Here is a 17,427-nt window from a genome sequence, read left to right as displayed (position 1 = left end):
GCTCCGCCGCGTGAGGGCAGATACACCCCATCTTGCCGTACGTCCACCCCACGGGGCGAACGGGTACCGGCGCCGGGCGCGGTCGCGCCGGACCGGCGGCGGCGCGGGGAGCGCCGCCCGGAGCGGCCCGTCACCCTCCCGTGCGCCGGACGCTCAGGCCACCGGCAGGGGCACCGGCGCCGGAGCGTCCGGCGGGGGCGCCACCGGCTCGGGACGGGCCACGGGCGGCGGCAGCGTCCGGCTGAACCGTGCGACGCCGCGTGCCAGGTCGTGGCCGACAGCCACCGCCTCGATCTCGGCGTCGGTGTAGCGGCGCCCGTCGCGCTCCTCCTCACGGATCTTCAGCCGGCCCTGCACGACGAGCGGCTCGCCGATCCCGACCGACTCCTTGACGTGCCCGGCGAGCGTCCGCCAGGCGCGCACCGTGTAGAAGCTCGTCGGCCCGTCCGCCCACGCCCCGCGCGCCGCGTCCCAGCGCCGCGCCGTCGTGGCCAGCCGGAAGCGCGTCACGCCCACGCCCGCCGCCGTCGTGTGCATCTCGGGCTCCGTCGCCACGTTGCCGACCACGGTCACCAGGGTCTCGTTCATCGCACGGTCCTCACTCTTCCCGGCGTCCCCCTGCGGGACGCGCTGAGAACATCGTGCCCTGGATCCCGGACAGTCACGGAAGAACCGTCCCAAGCCTGTGGATAACCTGCCTCTGTGGATAACCCGGTCATCCGGACGAGCGGGCGGGGGACGCGGCGGCACGGCCCCCCGCACGCGGGGAACCGGGTGAGGAGGCGGCGACGACGGCGAACTGCTCGCGCACCTCGCGGTAGCGCATCAGCTCGGCCGCGACCGGCTCCAGCACCCGGGCCCGCCCGCAGTCGGCGGCCGCGTCCCGCAGCCGCCTCTCGGCCGCCTGCCCGTGCCGCCGGGCGGGGCCGCGCGCCACGACCCGGCAGCCCGCCGAGACCAGCGGGCCGCCGGCCCCTCCGGCCGCGGTCATCACCGCCGGCGGCCACCACGGCAGCTCCAGCGAGCCGACCGCCAGGGTGATCAGGCACACCGCCCCCGCGACCGCGAGCACCATCAGCAGCCACTGCACGGCGTGCGCCACCGACCACCAGCCCGGGCGCTCCGGCGGTCCCGGCTCGGCGCGGCCGGCCGCCGTGTCCAGGGCCGCGGGCAGCCCTTCTCCACCGCGCCGGGCGGCGTCGCGCACCGCCTGCGCCCAGGGCTCGGGAAGCCCCCGTGCGGCGTCCGCGGCCAGCCCCCGCACCGCCTCGCCGACCAGCGGGCGGGAGGCCACCAGCCCCGCCACGCCCGCCGCGCCGCCCGGCCGGCCGGGGGCAGCCGGCGGCTGCGGGGAGCCGGCGCCCGCCACCGTCCGTTCCCCCCTCAGCCTCCCCCAGGGCGTGCCGCACGCCGCGCGCGCGGCCGCCGCCCAGTCCCGCTCCGCGGAGCGGCCCGCCGCGGCAGCTCCCACCGCGTCCGCCAGCCGGTCGACGAATTCCTCCCGCGCCGGGTCGGTGAGCCCGGCACCGCCCTCGGCCACGTAGAGCGGGTGCAGCCGGTCCGCCGTCAGGTCCAGGTCGGCCGCCAGCCGCCGGCCGGCCGCGACACGCTCGTCGGCGATCTGCGCCAGCACGCCCCGCAGATCGGCCACACCCTGTCCCGTGAGGGCGGACGTGGCCAGCACCACCGCGCCGGCCTCCCCGTGCTCGCCGACCGCGAGGCCGTCCTCGTCGAGCAGCCTGCGCAGGTCGTCGAGCACGAGGTCGGCCGAGTCGCCCGGCAGCCGGTCGACCTGGTTGAGCACCAGCACCGTCACGTCGGCATGGCCGGCAAGGGGCCGCAGATAGCGTTCGTGCAGCGCCGCGTCGGCGTATTTCTCGGGATCCAGCACCCATACGACGACGTCCACCAGTTCCAGCAGCCGGTCCACCTGCGCGCGGTGGCCGGGCGCCGCGGAGTCGTGGTCGGGCAGGTCGATCAGAACGAGGCCGTCCAGGCTCGTGGCGGCTTCCGCGGCCTCGCCGCTGCGGTCCGCGGGCCGGTCGGTGCCGGCCGCCAGGTCGCCGGTGCCGAACGGGAAGTCGCCGTCACCGACCGGGATGCCGTCGGCCCCGCCGTATCCGCCGGCGCCGGAGGCTGCGGCGGCGTCCGTGTCCTCGGTGGCCGCCTCGGGGCGCGCGTCCGTTCCCGGCTCCGCACCGCCCGTGCCCGTCGCGGCACCGCCGCCGGGCCGGTCGCAGGCACCGGCAGGCGCCGGGATGCGGGCCCGGCGGGCGTAGCGGTCCTGGGGGGCGATGCCCAGCCGGTCCAGCAGTCCCGCGGCCCGCTCGGGGTGCCAGGCGCAGGACACGGGCCTGGCGGTGGTCGGCCTGCGCAGTCCCGTCGCGGACAGGGGCAGCCCGGCGAGGGCGTTGAAGAGCGACGACTTGCCGCTGCCGGTCGCCCCGGCGAGGGCCACCACGGTGTGCTCGTGCGAGAGTCTGCGCCGCTCCGCGACGCGTTCGAGCAGCTCGCCGGTCTCGGCGAGGGCGTCGGGGCTGATCCGCGCCCGGGACAGCCCGAGGAGTTCGCCGAGGGCGTCCACGCGCTCGCCGAGCGGGTCGGCTGCCGGGCCGCCGCCCGCCTCCGCGCCCGCCGGGGCGCCGGAGCCCGCCGGGCCCGCGGTACCGGGGAGCGCGTTTCCCGCCTCCGGCTCCGGCGCCGTGGACGACTGGTCGGTGGTGGTCGGGCGCACCGGGGTCACCTCTCCTTCTGCAGTAGGGACAGCGCGGAGATCAGCGAGGCCTGCTGCCCGGCCGTGACGTCGTAGGCGTCCACCGGTGCGAGCCGGCGGTCGCGCTCGGCGTCCAGCAGGCCCGCGACGGCGTCCGCGAGCCGGTCGCGGGCGGCGTCGCGCATCCGCAGCGCCGCCTGTGCCCCGACCGTGTCGGCGAGCCGCTCGCCGGCCGCCCGCCCGCGCCTGCCGCCGAGCAGCGCGGTGCACAGCAGCGCGGCGACGTCGTCGGGGTCGGCGGCCGCCCGCTCGCCGTCGTGCCCGGAGCGCCCGTGGGCGCGGGCGAGGTCGACGACGGCGCGGCGCCAGCGCCGTACGCCCTTGTCGATCCGCGCCGCGACAGCCACCTGGTCGCGGTCCGGGCGGGTGGCGGGGTCGTCGAGCAGCGCGGCCCCTGCCGCGTCGTTCCGCCAGGCCTCCGCGATGCGTTCGTCGGCGGCGTCGGTCTCCGCGCGCAGCAGCGCGGCGACCTCCTCGACGAGGGCGCCCTGCAGCGCGTCGGGACCGCAGGCCGGGTAGCCGCGCCAGTGGGCCAGCGCCTCCCCGGCGAGCGGGACACCGGCGCGCACAGCGGCGTCGATGTTCCGGGCGGCACGTTCGTACGCCTCCTCGGCCACGCGGGCCAGCCGCAGGGCCGCCGCGTGCTGCGCGGCGGAGGCGGCGGCCAGCGCGGGCAGCCGGCTGCGCAGGGAGTTGAGCACGCCCTCGGCGGTGCGGCGGGCCGCGTGCTGCCGCGCGGCGGGGTCCTGGGCGCAGTGCGCCAGCCATGCGCGCAGCCCGGCGACGGTGGTCTGCGGCAGCAGCCCCCCGCCGCCCGCGGACTCGGGCAGCTCGGGCACGGTGAACCTCGGCACGTCGCCGAGCCCGGCCCTGGCCAGCAGCGCCGCGTAGTGGCTGCTAACGTCGTCGGCGATCTGGTGCGGTACGCGGTCCAGGACGGTGGCCAGCGTGACGTCGTACTCCCGGGCGGTGCGCAGCAGGTGCCAGGGCAGTGCGTCGGCGTAACGGGCGGCGGTGGTGACCAGGATCCAGATGTCCGCGGCGCAGACGAGTTCGGCGGCCAGCTCGCGGTTGCGGGCGACGAGGGAGTCGATGTCGGGTGCGTCGAGCAGGGCGAGGCCGCGGGGCAGGGAGTCGTCGCATTCCAGGCGCAGCTCGGCACGGGCCGGTGCGCTGCGGTCGGGGGCGTCGTCGTCCCCGCGGACCCGCTGGCGTACCGTCCAGACCCGGGACAGACGGGGCAGCACCCGGGGGTCGGCGAACCACGCCCGGTCCTCGGGGTGGCAGACCAGCACGGGGGTGCGGGTGGTCGGGCGCAGAACGCCGGATTCGCTCACACGACGGCTGATAAGTGAGTTGACAAGGGTGGATTTGCCCGCCCCTGTCGAGCCGCCCACCACCGCGAGCAGTGGCGCCTCGGGCGCGGTGAGCCGTGGCACGAGGTAGTCGTCGAGTTGCGCCACCAGCTCCTGACGGGTGCGGCGGGCGCTGTCGGCGCCGGGCAGCGGGAAAGGGAAGCAGGCGGTGTCGACGCGATCACGCAGCGCCGACAGCGCGTCGAGCAGCTCGGGCCGTACATCCAAGATCGCCACGTCGGCAGAATGCCCGATATTGGGTTGTTTATGAAGCGTATTTCGGGCAATTGGCCCCATTCGGCCCGGATAACGCCCAACCGGCGGCGGCGGGACGGGCCGCGCGGCCGCCGGACGCGACCAGGGCGGCCGCCGGCGGAAAGGGGTGGTCAGCAGGCGCGCGAAAGGGCTGGGGCCGATGAGGAAGCCCAGGTAGGCGGTGCCCGCTGGGACGTGGGAGTCAGAACGAGCCACCGGCATAACGAGTGCACAACAGCAGTGTTGCGACCCGTCAAAAGCGATGCGGCTCGCGCGCCTGCCTGCGATTATCGGACCGCTTCACCGAACCTCCACAACGTGCCACGCGGCTGAAGCAGACAGCAGCACGGACGCGGCGCCCTATCCTTGACCACGGCACAGGTCACGGAACCAGCCAGGGGCGAAGACAGCCGCGGCCGCTGTCCGGCCCCCGTAGCTCAGCGGATAGAGCAGGTGCCTTCTAAGCACTTGGCCGCAGGTTCGAGTCCTGCCGGGGGCGCCTTCGCGCGGCCGGTGCCTCCCCCAGAGGCACCGGCCGCCGCATCCACCGTTTCGGCGGCCCGAATCTAGCGGGACGTACGTAGCAACGGCGTAAAGGAACACGTCCGTCCACTCCGCCGATCCGGCACCCCGCACCGCGGTTGCCGCAGGTGCCGCACCCCGCCGGGCGGCCCGCGCGCGGCGCGGATGACCTCGTCCATCCCACCCGCCCCACCTGTCGGCAGGGGTAGCGAGGTTTTACGTAAGTCGTATGAGTCCCTTTTGGGGTTGTGAGAGGGTGTGCGCCAAGCCACCTCTGCCGAACCGCAGACGCGGCAACCGGAAGGAGATCATCCGCCCGGAGGTCGCGACGCGGCGGTGCGGTGGTTCCGCCCGTCCCCGCGTGCTAGCGATTACGAGGATCGTCTGCGTATGGATTCCACACTCCCCGGGACCACGTCGGCAGCTTCGGCAACACGGCGGAGGCGGCGCCTGACCCACCGGATCCAGGACGGCCTGCGCGACCTCAGCATCCAGATGGCGCTGCTCAACCACCAGATCGGCATGCAGCTCGACCTGCGGGACGCCGATCTGGAGTGCCTGGACCTCATCAGCCGGCACGGGCCGATCGGACCGACCGCCCTCGCCAAGCGCGCCGGCATGCACCCGGCCACCCTCACCGGCGTCCTCGACCGGCTGGAGCGGGGCAACTGGGTGGTGCGCACGCCCAATCCCACCGACCGCCGGTCCGTACTGGTCCAGGTGATCAAGGAGCGCACCGCCGAAGTGACCCGCCTCTTCGCGGCGATGAACAGCGCCGTCGACGGGATCTGCGCCGACTACGACGAGGCCGAACTGCTCCTGGTCGCCGACTTCCTGCTGCGCACGTCGCGCGCCGGACGGCTCGCCACGGACGAGTTGGCGGACAGCTGACGCGGTAGGCCTGCTGCCCGCCCCGCCGTTCCGCCCCCGTCCCCCCTTTCCCACCCCGCCGCGACAGGCACACCGCCCGCCGCGCGCTCCGCCATGCCCGGGCGGCCGCCGGGCCCGCGCGAAGGCTCCCCTGCCCTCCACCCCCTCGGGTCCCCGCGCTGCCTGCCGCCCGGACATCCCCCTCCCGTCGTGCACATTTCTGCTCGATCAAGGCTGGTTTCGCGCACGAACGCTCATCTACACTGCACGCGTCGCCCCGACTCCGGGGCGGGCCGGCACCGCCTGCGCTGTCGAGGAGCACCCATGTCCGCTTCCCTGACCACCGCCGAGATCGCCACCCAGCCCGACTGCTGGGTGCGCGCGGCACAGCTGGTCCCGAACGCCGCCGGAGCGCTGCCGCGGCGCGGCGAGCGCGTCGCGGTGATCGGCTGCGGCACCTCCTGGTTCATGGCGCAGTCCTACGCGGTGCTGCGCGAGCAGGCCGGCCACGGGCTCACCGACGCCTTCGCCGCCTCCGCATACCCCTTCGGCCGCGGCTACGACCGTGTGCTGGCGCTCACCCGCTCCGGCACCACCACGGAAGTGCTCCGGGCGTGCACACGGCTGCGGGACGCGGGCGTCCCGGTCACCGCCGTCACCGCCGACCCCGGCACCCCGGTGCGGCAGGCCGCCGACGAGCTCGTGGTGCTGGACTTCGCCGACGAACGCTCCGTCGTGCAGACCCGGTTCGCCACCACCGCGCTCGCCCTGCTCCGCGCCCACCTGGGCGACGACCTCACCGGCGCCGTCGCCGACGCCCGCACCGCCGTCACCGCCGACCTCCCCGCCGCGCTGCCCGCGGCCGAGCAGACCACCTTCCTCGGCACCGGCTGGACCTACGGCCTGGCGCAGGAAGCGGCTCTCAAGATGCGTGAGGCCGCCGGGGCCTGGACCGAGAGCTACCCGGCGATGGAATACCGCCACGGCCCGATCAGCATCACCGGCCCGGGCAGGGCGGTCTGGGCCTTCGGGGGCCTGCCGGACGGGCTCGCCGACGCCATCGCGGCCACCGGGGGTGCCCTTGAGGCGCGGCAGGACCTCGATCCGCTTGCCGACCTGATCCGCGCCCAGCGCCTCGCGGTGGAAGTCGCCGCGCGCCGGGGCCTCGACCCCGACCGCCCGCGCCACCTGACCCGCTCGGTCGTCCTCGGCTGACCCGACCCGCCACGCGCCCCGGAGGGCCGTATGACCGCCGTGTCCACCGCCGACCTCGTCACCACCGCACGGGCCGCGGGCCGCGGCGTCGCCGCCTTCAACGTGATCACCCTGGAGCACGCCGAAGCCGTCGCCGCTGCCGCGGAGGCCGCAGGACTGCCGGTGATCCTCCAGGTCAGCGAGAACGCGGTGGCCTTCCACGGCGGCCGCGCGGCGCCCCTGCTCGCCGCCGCCGTCCGCCTCGCCGAGGCGGCGGCCGTGCCCGTGGCCGTCCACCTGGACCACGTCACCGGCGAGGACCTGGTGCACGCGGGCGCCGCCGCCGGAGTCTCCTCCGTCATGTACGACGCCTCCGCCCTGTCCTACGAGGAGAACGTGCGGGTGACCGCCCGCATCGCCGCCTGGGCCCATTCCGAGGGGCTCTGGGTCGAGGCCGAACTCGGCGCGATCGGCGGCAAGGACGGCGCCCACGCCCCCGGCGTGCGCACCGACCCGGCCGAGGCAGCCGCCTTCACCGCAGCCACCGGCGTGGACGCGCTCGCCGTGGCCGTCGGCAGCTCGCATGCGATGACGACCCGCACCGCCCGCCTCGACCACGCCCTGATCGCCCGGCTGCGGGCGTCGGTCGCCGTACCGCTGGTGCTGCACGGCTCCTCCGGCGTGCCCGACGACGAACTCCGCCTGGCCGTCGCCTCCGGCATGGTGAAGGTCAACATAGGCACCGCCCTGAACGTGGCCTTCACCTCGGCCGTCCGCGACCGCCTCGACGCCGATCCCGCCGTGGTCGATCCCCGCCGCTATCTGCGCCCGGCCCGGGAGGCGATGACCGCCACCGCCCGGCACCTCCTCCAGGTCGTCTCCCGCGAGGTGTCGCCCTCTCCTTCCGCCTCCTGACGCGCTGTTACCCGTTCGCGACATTTGTCACCGTTACGCGGGGCCCGCGTCACAGGTGATCGACAGGCCGACGCGGCTTCCCCACCGGCGTCGTTGTCCCGGCGAGCGTGCTGACGGACAGTCGTCCTCACTCGGGAGGTAGCGCCATGCCGGACCGGACCCTGTGGTCGTACGCGGACATCGCGACGTTCATCCGTGTGCAGGTCGACACGGTGCGCTCGTACCGCAAGCACGGGCACCTCCCGGATCCCGACCGGGTGGAGGGAGGCAAACCGTACTGGTACGCGGACACCATCCGGGCCTGGAGCGCCCGGCGGCCGGGGAACCGCGGCCGCTAGGAACCGGGCCGGCCGTCAGCTCCTGCCTGCCGGTTGGGCGTCGCGCCGCTCGCCGGAGCGCGGCGCCTCTCCGCCCTCCCCGTGGACGGCGTCCCCGCCCTCGGATATGCCGAACCGCTCGTGGAAGCGGCGCAGGACCGGCGGCGCCCACCACGTGGCCCGCCCGGTCAGCCGCATCACCGCGGGCACCAGCAGCGTGCGGATCACCATCGCGTCCATCAGGACGGCGAGGGCGATGCCCAGGCCCAGCATCTTGGTGTTGGCGACCCGGGACATACCCACGCCCACCATCACCACGGCCAGGATCACGGCGGCGGCCGTGATCAGCCCGCCGGTCCGCCGCAGACCGAAGACGACGGACGTGCGGTGGTCGCCGGTCCGGTCGTACTCCTCCTTGATGCGGGAGAGCAGGAACACCCCGTAGTCCATGGACAGTCCGAAGGCCACGCAGAACATCAGCACCGGCAGGCTGGTCTCTATGCTGCCGGTCGCGGTGAAGCCCAGCAGCCCGGACAGATGCCCGTCCTGGAAGACCCAGACCACCGCGCCGAACATCGCCGTCAGGCTGAGCGCGTTGAGCAGCACCGCCTGCACCGGCACGATGACGCTGCCCGTCAGCAGGAACACCAGCAGCAGGGTGACCACTCCGACGACGGCCGCCGCCCAGGGCAGCCGCTGCGCTATGGCGTGCTTGCTGTCCACGAGCACCGCGGACTGGCCCGTGACCGACGCCCGGAAGTCCGTCCGCAGGCCGCGGATCTCGCCCACCAGGTGCTGCGGACCGGAGTCCACGGCGGCCCCCTGGGGCACGATCGTCAGATAGGCGGTGCCGGACTTCTTGCCGGGGACGGGCCCCTCCACCCGCACCACGCCCGGCAGACCGGCGACGCGGGCACGGTACTCCGCCAGCGCCTCGGCGTCGGCCCCCTCGGCGAGCACGGTGATCGCCCCCACCGGGCTTGCGGCGTAGTCCTGCCGGATGTGCTGCTGCACGACGTGGGACTCGGCCCCCGAGGGCAGCTGCCGGTCGTCGGCCGAGCCGAACTGCACTTTGAGGAAGGGCAGCCCGAGCAGCAGCAGCACCGCCACCGCACCGACCGCGAAGGCCGGCGCCCGGCGCATCACCAGCCGGGCCAGCGCGGCGTAGCGGGAACCGGGCTCGGCCGCCGCCTCCCCGGCCGGCTCCCGTCGGCGCAGCAGTCGCCGCAGGTCCAGCGCGTTGACCCGCCCGCCCAGCAGCACCAGGGCGGCGGGCAGCACCACGAGCGCGGCCGCGGCGGCGAGCAGCACCACGGCCACGCCCGCGTAGGCGAAGGAGCGAAGGAAGTACTGCGGGAAGACGAGCATCGCCGCGAGCGCGGCCGCCACCGTGAGCGCGGAGAAGAGCACCGTGCGGCCGGCCGTCCGCAGGGTCGTCGCCACCGCGCCGCGCGGGGCGGCGCCCGCGGACAGCTCCTCGCGGAAGCGGCGCACGATGAACAGTGAGTAGTCGATGGCCAGACCGAGCCCCAGGGCGGTGGTCAGGTTCTCGGCGAAGACCGAGACGTCGGTGAATCCCGTGACACCGCGCAGCACCGCGCTCGTGCCCAGGATCGCGATGATGCCGATGCCCAGCGGGAGCAGCGCGGCGACCGCGCTGCCGAAGACCATGACGAGCAGCACCAGGGTGATCGGCAGCGCGATCATCTCGGCACGCAGCAGATCCTGCTGGATGGTCGTCTGCATCTCGTGCAGCACCTCCGCGGTGCCGCCGACGGTGACGCTCACCGGTCCGTGGGTGCCGCGGTAGGCGGGTGCGATGCGCTTGATCTCGGCGGCCACCGCGTCGTCGTCCCCCCGCAGCCGTGCGGCGATCATCGCCGAACTGCCGTCCTCGGCGCGCAGCACGGGAGCACGGGTGTCCCAGTACGAGCTGACGCCGGAGACGCCGGGATCCGCCGCGAGTCCGGCGGCGAGGCGGCGTCCTTCGGCCGCGACGGCCGGCGCGTCAGGACCGGCACCACGGGTGTCGACCAGCAGCACCAGGTTGGGCTGCGAGTCGGGGAAGTTCTCGGCGAGTGCCTTCGTGGCGTAGGAGGACTGGGATCCCGGGGCCTCGAAGCCGCCGCTGGACAGCCGGTCGCCGACCCCGCTGCCCGCCACGACGGCGAGAGCGGTGAAGAGCAGCGCGAGCAGCAGGGTCAGCCGCGGCCTGGCGGTCACGACCCGCGTCCAGCCCCCGACCGCATCTGCACGGTTGACATCAGCCATGGCAGAGGTGTCCTCTCCCCCTAGAACGACTAGAATCGCAAACACGAATGATCACTCGCATTCTCAGAATGCGAGTGATGACTCGCGTTTGTCAATCCCCCTCTGGGAGTACACGTGTCCGAGGCGGACGAAAAACCGAGACGGCGTCAGGCGCGCGGCGAGCGCCGGGTCACGCAACTGCTGGAGGCTGCCGCAAGCGTCTTCTGCACGGTCGGCTACACGGCGTCGAGCACCAACGCGATCGCGCGCGAGGCGGGCGTGTCGCCCGGCACGCTCTACCAGTTCTTCCCGAACAAGGAGGCCATCGCCGTCGAACTGGGAAGCCGGCTGATCAGGGAGATGGAGGAGACCCACGGGAGGGTCTTCACCGCGGAGAACGCCCGCCTCCCGCTCGATCGGCTGGTGGACGCGGTGGCGGATCCCTTCATCGAGTTCAACTGCGCCAACCCCGCCTTCTTCTCCCTCATCAAGGGCTCCGACACGCCGGGGCGGATCGCGGAGGAGCACGACACACTGCACGCCACGCTGCTCGACCGGGTGACATGGGTGCTGGCACTGCGCCGCCCGTCGCTCTCGCCCACGGAGCGCACGGTGATCGCGCAGATGAGCTTCGCGATGTTCAAGGCGGGGCTCGAACTCATCCTGCTGACCGAGGACGCCACCGCGCGGGCGGCGTACGCGACGGAGCTGAAGGCCGTGCTCTACCGCTACCTCGGACCCCACGTGGGTACGGGGCCGGTGGAGATCGGCGAGGAGGAGAAGGCCGCCGCCCGGTCCTCGCTGGCGGCGGGAGGAGCGCTCTGGTTCGACGGTCCGCCGCAGGACGTCGCCTACCGCCCTGCGCCCGGGAACGGCAGCGGGCAGGAGGATCCCACGGCAGCGGGAGCGGCTACTTCCCCCGGCCTGCCGACGAGCAGGTGAACGTCCCGTCGTGGCCGTCCCTGGGTCCCGCCTGCGGCCCGACCGTGCCCGCGGGCCCGGGCGGCCCGGGGACGGTCCGGCTCTCCCCCGCCAGCGAGGCCGCGATCACCGCCGAGGGACGGGGCGCACCGCCCGCCTGGCGGCGCTCCCTGGCCCGTGAGAGCCACTGCGCGCCCGTGCCGAGCGCGGCGACCAGCAGGGAGATCCCGAGCCCCAGGGACAGGGCGTAGAAGGAGTTGGAGGCGGCCTCGCCGCTGACGTACCCGGCGCCCACCGAATACGTGGCCCAGACGGACTCGGCCACGCCGGCGCCGACCGCGTAGCGGCGGACGGGATAGCGCATGATCCCCGCCGCCAGGCCGCCGATCACCCGGCCGCTGGGCAGGAAGCGCACGCCGATCACGAACGGGACGCCGTGCCGCTGGATCCGCAGCGCCGCCCACTTCAGCAGCGCCTCGCGGCGCGGCCTGCGGTGCATCCGCTCCAGCACACGGGCGCTGAGCGCCCGCCCGGTCCGGTGCATGGCGAGGTCGCCGAGCACCGCGCTGGCGGCGACCACGAGCAGCACGAGGGCGAGGTTCAGATGGCCTTCCGCGGCCATCACGCCGCCCGTCACGAGGAGTACGGAGTTGGGCACCAGCGGTGGAGCAGTGGTCGCGGCCAGTATCGCGTACGCCCAGATGACGTGGCCGCCCCTCAGGAACTCGGCGAGTCCGGAGGTGAAGTCAAGTGACGACACGTTCAGTGCAACGTCCATCCCACCGCCCCTCTTCCCCGTCCCCTTATTCAACGCTGACAGCGCGGGGCGGGGTCGGCAAGCGCATTGACCGCGCCGCGGCCGATTCCCAGGGAAGGTCATCCTGAGGGTCCAGTGGCGGTACTCCCCAGGTAGTACGCCGCCGCCCGGGAGTTGCGACGGCGGTTGGGGAGCGAGGGGGTCAGCGGCCGAGCAGTTCGCCGCCGTTGACCTGGAGGATCTCGCCGGTGATGAATCCGGCCTCGGGTGAGGCGAGGAAGAGCACCGCGGAGGCGACGTCCGCGGGGCGGCCGACCCGGCCGACCAGGGTCCGGCCCGCGCGGCGGGTCAGCTCGGCTTCGTTGAGCCGCGAGCCGAAGAACTCGGTGCCGGCGACGGTGCCGGGCGCCACGATGTTGCACGTCACGCCCTGCGGGCCGAGCTGCGCGGCGAGCGAGTGGTTCCAGGCGTGCAGGGCTGCCTTGGAGGCTCCGTAGGAGCCGCCGCCGCGCAGCGCGGCCACCGACGTCACCGTGACCACGCGGCCGCTGTCCGTGGTGAGGCGGTCCCGCAGCGACTCGGTGATCAGAACGGCCGTGAGCACGTTGCGCTCGAAGTCACCGCGCCAGCGGGCCAGCACCCCGTGCGGCCCGGCACCCACCGCCAGTTCCCGGCTGCCGGCGTTGTTGACCAGCACGTCCACCCGCTCCGGCAGGTGCGCGAGCGCCGCCTCCACGTCGTCGGGGTCCGCGAGGTCGCAGACCACGGGGGTGATGTCCAGCCCGCGCTCGGCCCGGATCTCCTCGACCGTGGCGTGCAGGACCTCCCGGCGGCGGCCGACGATCGTGACCCGGTGGCCCTCCTCGGCGAATCGCACCGAAACGGCCCGCCCGATGCCCGTACCGCCTCCGGTCACCACGATGTTGCGCACCGCTGCCGCGCTCTGTGCCATGAACTCCGCCCCTCCAGGAGAGACAGCACGGTACGGGATGCCCCCGAACCGGGCGCGAGCGGGGTAGCCTGCGGAAACAGCCTTCTCGAAGAGACGTAGATCACACGGCGGAGAACGTAACCATTACAGTGGTTGGCGGGTCTTATGTCTTGAGTACCGTGCTCCCGGCGGAGCCGGTCGGGGGGCTGTGGATCGGATCGTCTTGGGGGACGGTCCGGAAGGCGTCGCCGGGGCGACGCCCGGGGAGCTTGAGCGGCCCTCCCGGGCCGTTTTCGTCCCGGCAACGGCGCACAGCCGCCAATGAACGCCCGGTCGGACCCGTGGGGGGATCCGTTCCGGGAAAGGGGAGCGCCCCGTGCCGGACCCGTGGGGGGATCCTGCGCGGGGCGCTTCCTTGTACTGCCGGCACATGCAGCGCGCCCGGACGACGCCGAGGCGTACGTCCGGGCGCGCGGTGGACGCCGAGTGTCAGCGGGCCTCGACCGAGACGTAGTCGCGGATCTCGACGCCGGTGTAGATCTGCCGCGGACGGCCGATACGGGAACCGGGCTCCTTGATCATCTCGTGCCACTGGGCGATCCAGCCGGGCAGCCGGCCGATGGCGAACAGCACGGTGAACATGCTGGTCGGGAAGCCCATCGCGCGGTAGATCAGGCCGGTGTAGAAGTCCACGTTCGGGTAGAGCTTGCGCGACACGAAGTAGTCGTCGCTGAGCGCGTGCTCCTCCAGCTTCAGCGCGATGTCGAGCAGCTCGTCGGACTTGCCGAGCGCCGAGAGGACGTCGTGCGCCGCCGCCTTGATGATCTTCGCCCGGGGGTCGAAGTTCTTGTAGACGCGGTGGCCGAAGCCCATCAGCTTGACGCCGTCCTCCTTGTTCTTCACCTTGCGGATGAAGGAGTCCACGTCGCCGCCGGTGGCCTGGATGCCCTCGAGCATCTCCAGCACCGACTGGTTGGCGCCGCCGTGCAGGGGGCCCCACAGGGCGCTGATGCCGGCCGAGATCGAGGCGAACAGGTTGGCCTGCGACGAACCCACCAGGCGGACGGTGGAGGTCGAGCAGTTCTGCTCGTGGTCGGCGTGCAGGATGAACAGCTTGTCCAGCGCGCTGACGACGACCGGGTCGAGCTGGTACTCCTCGGCGGGGACGGAGAACGTCATCCGCAGGAAGTTCTCGACGTACCCGAGGTCGTTGCGCGGGTACACCACCGGCTGGCCGACGGACTTCTTGTACGCGTACGCCGCGATCGTCGGCAGCTTGGCGAGCAGCCGGATCGTGGAGAGGTAGCGCTGCTCGGGGTCGAACGGGTTGTGGCTGTCCTGGTAGAACGTCGACAGCGCGCTGACCACGGACGACAGCATGGCCATCGGGTGGGCGTCGCGCGGGAAGCCGTCGTAGAACCGTTTGACGTCCTCGTGCAGCAGGGTGTGCTGGGTGATCTGGCCCTTGAACTCCGCCAGCTCGTCGACCGTCGGCAGCTCGCCGTTGATCAGCAGGTAGGCGGTCTCCAGGAACGTGCCGCGCTCGGCGAGCTGCTCGATCGGGTAGCCCCGGTAGCGCAGGATGCCTTCCTCGCCGTCCAGGAAGGTGATCGCGGACTTGTAGGCCGCGGTGTTGCCGTAACCGCTGTCCAGTGTCACCAGGCCCGTGTCGGCGCGCAGCTTGCCGATGTCGAAGCCCTTGTCACCGACAGTGCTCTCAACCACCGGGTAGCTGTGCTCGCTGTCCCCATACCGCAGTACTACAGAGTTGTCGCTCACGTCATTCCCTCACCGACGGTTTTGCCTCTTCTTCGAGGTGCCCTGACTACGTCCACTGTCCCCCATTTGGCACTGGTGCGTGCACTCGGGGTCGGCCATCGGGCCGAAAAGTGGCACGGAGTGCCTATTTTGCGCCCCTGGACAGCCGGTGGTCGAGAGCCGTGAAGCGTCGGCCTGCCGAGACCGTGCGTACGGCCTGCCCGATCGCCCGCCGCGAGCCGACCAGGACGACCAGGCGTTTGGCCCTGGTGACCGCGGTGTAGAGCAGATTGCGCTGGAGCATCATCCAGGCGCCCGTGGTGACCGGGATCACCACCGCCGGGTACTCGCTGCCCTGGGAGCGGTGGATGGTCACGGCGTAGGCGTGCGCCAGCTCGTCGAGCTCGTCGAAGTCGTAGCCGACCTCCTCGTCCTCGTCGGTGCGCACGGTGAGCCGCTGCTCTACGGAGTCCAGGCCCGTGACCACACCCACCGTGCCGTTGAAGACACCGTTGGCGCCTTTGTCATAATTGTTACGGATCTGGGTCACCTTGTCGCCCACGCGGAAGGTCCGGCCGCCGAACCGGCGCTCGGGCAGGTCGGGGCGGGCCGGGGTGACGGCCTGCTGGAGGAGCCCGTTGAGCGTGCCGGCCCCCGCCGGGCCGCGGTGCATCGGAGTGAGGACCTGGACGTCCCGCCGCGGATCCAGGCCGAAGCGGGCCGGGATGCGGCGGGCGACGACGTCCACCGTGAGGCGGCCGGCCTCCTCCGTGTCCTCCTCGGCGAAGAGGAAGAAGTCGGGCAGGCCCTGCGTCACCGGCGGCAGCCCGGAATTGATGCGGTGCGCGTTGGTGACGACCCCGGACTGCTGGGCCTGCCGGAAGATCCTCGTGAGCCGCACGGCCGGCACCGGGCTGTCCGCGGCGAGCAGATCGCGCAGCACCTCTCCGGCGCCGACGCTGGGCAGCTGGTCCACGTCCCCCACGAAGAGCAGGTGCGCCCCCGGAGGCACCGCCTTGACCAGCTTGTTCGCGAGCAGCAGGTCCAGCATGGAGGCCTCGTCGACGACCACGAGATCCGCGTCCAGCGGGCGATCGCGGTCGTAGGCGGCGTCGCCGCCCGGTTTCAGCTCCAGCAGGCGGTGGACGGTGGACGCCTCCTCCCCGGTCAGTTCCGCCAGCCGTTTGGCCGCGCGCCCCGTCGGGGCGGCGAGCACCACTTTCGCCCTCTTCGCCCGCGCCAGCGCCACCACGGAGCGCACCGTGAAGGACTTGCCGCAGCCCGGACCGCCGGTCAGGACGGCGACCTTCTCCGTCAGCGCGAGCCGGACGGCCTGCTGCTGCTCGGGGGCGAGATCCGCGCCCGTGTGCCCGGCCAGCCAGGACAGCGCCTTGTCCCAGTCCACGTCCCGGAACGCCGGCAGCCGCTCCTCGGGTCCGCGCAGCAGCCTGACCACCTGCGCGGCCAGCGAGATCTCGGCGCGGTGGAAGGGCACCAGGTACACGGCCGTGACCGGCTCGCCGTCCCCGTCCGGGGCCGGGAGGCTCTCGCGGACGACGCCTTCCTCGTCGGCCAGCTCACCCAGGCAGTCGATCACCAGACCGGTGTCGACCTGGAGCAGCTTCACGGCGTCGGCGATCAGGCGCTCCTGCGGCAGGAAGCAGTTGCCCCCGTCGGTGGCCTGCGACAGCGCGTACTGCAGGCCCGCCTTCACGCGCTCGGGGCTGTCGTGCGGTATGCCGACGGCCTGCGCGATGCGGTCCGCGGTCAGGAAGCCGATCCCCCACACCTCGGCCGCCAGCCGGTAGGGCTGCCCCTTCACGACCGACACGGACGCGTCGCCGTACTCCTTGTAGATCCGGACGGCGATGGAGGTGGACACCCCCACGCCCTGCAGGAAGACCATGACCTCCTTGATGGCCTTCTGCTCCTCCCACGCGGCCTCGATCTTCCTGGTGCGCTTGGGCCCGAGGCCGGGCACCTCGATCAGCCGCTCGGGCTCCCCCTCGATGACCTCCAGTGTGCTGACGCCGAAGTGGTCCACGATCCGCTCCGCGATCCGCGGGCCGATGCCCTTGATCAGCCCTGATCCCAGGTAGCGGCGTATCCCCTGGATGGTGGCCGGCAGCACCGTCGTGTAGTTCTCGACCGTGAACTGCTTGCCGTACTGCGGATGCGAGCCCCAGCGGCCGTGCATGCGCAGGGACTCACCGGGCTGGGCGCCCAGCAGCGCGCCCACGACCGTCAGCAGGTCGCCCGCGCCGCGCCCGGTGTCCACCCGGGCCACCGTGTAGCCGTTGTCCTCGTTGGCGTAGGTGATCCTCTCCAGAACACCTTCCAGTACCGCGAGTGGCCTGTCCGTCATGCCGACCTCCCTCCCCGGAGCCGATCCGATCCGATCCGACGGTACCGGCCGGGAAGGACACGGCGTCCGCCGCCTGTGGACAACTCCGGGCGAGGGCAGGGCACGCGACGGCGAAAGACGGGAGCGGGGCCCGGCACCGCCGGACCCCGCTCGCGTCCTGATCCCCCCGAAGCCCCCCTCGGGCGCATTACCCTCCCGGCTTGCCGGAAGCCCTCCCGGAAGCCGTGACGCCCAGTACGACATC

Annotated in this window: 13 protein-coding genes and 1 tRNA gene; 6 read left to right on the top strand and 8 right to left on the bottom strand. The window is 73.2% G+C overall.

Annotated features, from left to right (window positions below; all coding sequences use genetic code 11):
* Positions 1-153 precede the first annotated feature (153 nt).
* The 3 genes from ACH4SE_RS10125 to ACH4SE_RS10115 all read right to left on the bottom strand — a co-directional run bounded on the left by ACH4SE_RS10125 (position 154) and on the right by ACH4SE_RS10115 (position 4,365).
* Positions 154-588, bottom strand: a complete 435-nt coding sequence (locus tag ACH4SE_RS10125) for a single-stranded DNA-binding protein (protein WP_398542858.1) — start codon at positions 586-588, stop codon at positions 154-156.
* A gap of 127 nt (positions 589-715) precedes the next feature.
* On the bottom strand, positions 716-2,734 hold the full coding sequence (locus tag ACH4SE_RS10120; protein WP_398542857.1) for an ATP-binding protein: 2,019 nt from the start codon (positions 2,732-2,734) through the stop codon (positions 716-718).
* A gap of 5 nt (positions 2,735-2,739) precedes the next feature.
* Positions 2,740-4,365: a dynamin family protein gene (locus ACH4SE_RS10115; RefSeq protein WP_398542856.1), complete on the bottom strand. Its 1,626-nt coding sequence runs from the start codon at positions 4,363-4,365 to the stop codon at positions 2,740-2,742.
* 444 nt (positions 4,366-4,809) lie between these two features.
* On the opposite strand from ACH4SE_RS10115, the gene ACH4SE_RS10110 reads away from it, so the two are divergent.
* The 5 genes from ACH4SE_RS10110 (at position 4,810) to ACH4SE_RS10090 (ending at position 8,222) form a co-directional block, all read left to right on the top strand.
* Positions 4,810-4,882 (top strand) — tRNA-Arg (locus tag ACH4SE_RS10110).
* 413 nt (positions 4,883-5,295) lie between these two features.
* Positions 5,296-5,796: a MarR family transcriptional regulator gene (locus tag ACH4SE_RS10105; protein ID WP_398542855.1), complete on the top strand. Its 501-nt coding sequence runs from the start codon at positions 5,296-5,298 to the stop codon at positions 5,794-5,796.
* Between the two features lie 303 nt (positions 5,797-6,099).
* A complete protein-coding gene (locus ACH4SE_RS10100; RefSeq protein WP_398542854.1) occupies positions 6,100-6,990 on the top strand; it encodes an SIS domain-containing protein in 891 nt (296 codons plus the stop codon).
* 30 nt (positions 6,991-7,020) lie between these two features.
* Entirely contained in the window at positions 7,021-7,884 is an 864-nt protein-coding gene (locus tag ACH4SE_RS10095) for a ketose-bisphosphate aldolase (protein ID WP_398542853.1), read from the top strand.
* 146 nt (positions 7,885-8,030) lie between these two features.
* The gene (locus ACH4SE_RS10090; protein ID WP_398542852.1) at positions 8,031-8,222 is read left to right on the top strand and encodes a MarR family transcriptional regulator; all 192 of its coding nucleotides are present in this window, start codon (positions 8,031-8,033) and stop codon (positions 8,220-8,222) included.
* Positions 8,223-8,237: 15 nt separating this feature from the next.
* Here ACH4SE_RS10090 and ACH4SE_RS10085 read toward each other — a convergent pair whose 3' ends face one another.
* Complete coding sequence (locus ACH4SE_RS10085) at positions 8,238-10,472, bottom strand: MMPL family transporter (RefSeq protein WP_398542851.1); 2,235 nt, start codon at positions 10,470-10,472, stop codon at positions 8,238-8,240.
* Between the two features lie 114 nt (positions 10,473-10,586).
* Between ACH4SE_RS10085 and ACH4SE_RS10080 the strand changes: the two genes are divergently transcribed.
* On the top strand, positions 10,587-11,393 hold the full coding sequence (locus ACH4SE_RS10080) for a TetR/AcrR family transcriptional regulator (protein WP_398542850.1): 807 nt from the start codon (positions 10,587-10,589) through the stop codon (positions 11,391-11,393).
* Here the strand turns inward: ACH4SE_RS10080 and ACH4SE_RS10075 are convergent.
* The 4 genes from ACH4SE_RS10075 to ACH4SE_RS10060 all read right to left on the bottom strand — a co-directional run bounded on the left by ACH4SE_RS10075 (position 11,362) and on the right by ACH4SE_RS10060 (position 17,183).
* Positions 11,362-12,150 (bottom strand): DedA family protein, encoded by a 789-nt coding sequence (locus ACH4SE_RS10075; RefSeq protein WP_398542849.1) that lies wholly within the window; start codon positions 12,148-12,150, stop codon positions 11,362-11,364. The two genes, ACH4SE_RS10080 and ACH4SE_RS10075, sit on opposite strands and share 32 nt — an antisense overlap.
* Before the next feature lie 181 nt (positions 12,151-12,331).
* Positions 12,332-13,081, bottom strand: coding sequence for an SDR family NAD(P)-dependent oxidoreductase (locus ACH4SE_RS10070; RefSeq protein WP_398542848.1), 750 nt, complete (start codon positions 13,079-13,081; stop codon positions 12,332-12,334).
* 468 nt (positions 13,082-13,549) lie between these two features.
* On the bottom strand, positions 13,550-14,839 hold the full coding sequence (locus ACH4SE_RS10065) for a citrate synthase (protein ID WP_398542847.1): 1,290 nt from the start codon (positions 14,837-14,839) through the stop codon (positions 13,550-13,552).
* 124 nt (positions 14,840-14,963) lie between these two features.
* A complete protein-coding gene (locus tag ACH4SE_RS10060; RefSeq protein WP_398542846.1) occupies positions 14,964-17,183 on the bottom strand; it encodes an ATP-dependent RecD-like DNA helicase in 2,220 nt (739 codons plus the stop codon).
* Between the last annotated feature and the right edge of the window lie 244 nt (positions 17,184-17,427).

Source organism: Streptomyces sp. NPDC020983 (genome assembly GCF_044333485.1).
Lineage (GTDB): Bacteria > Actinomycetota > Actinomycetes > Streptomycetales > Streptomycetaceae > Actinacidiphila.
Note: the sequence above shows the minus strand (reverse complement) of the source record. Positions and strands in the feature narration are given on the sequence as shown.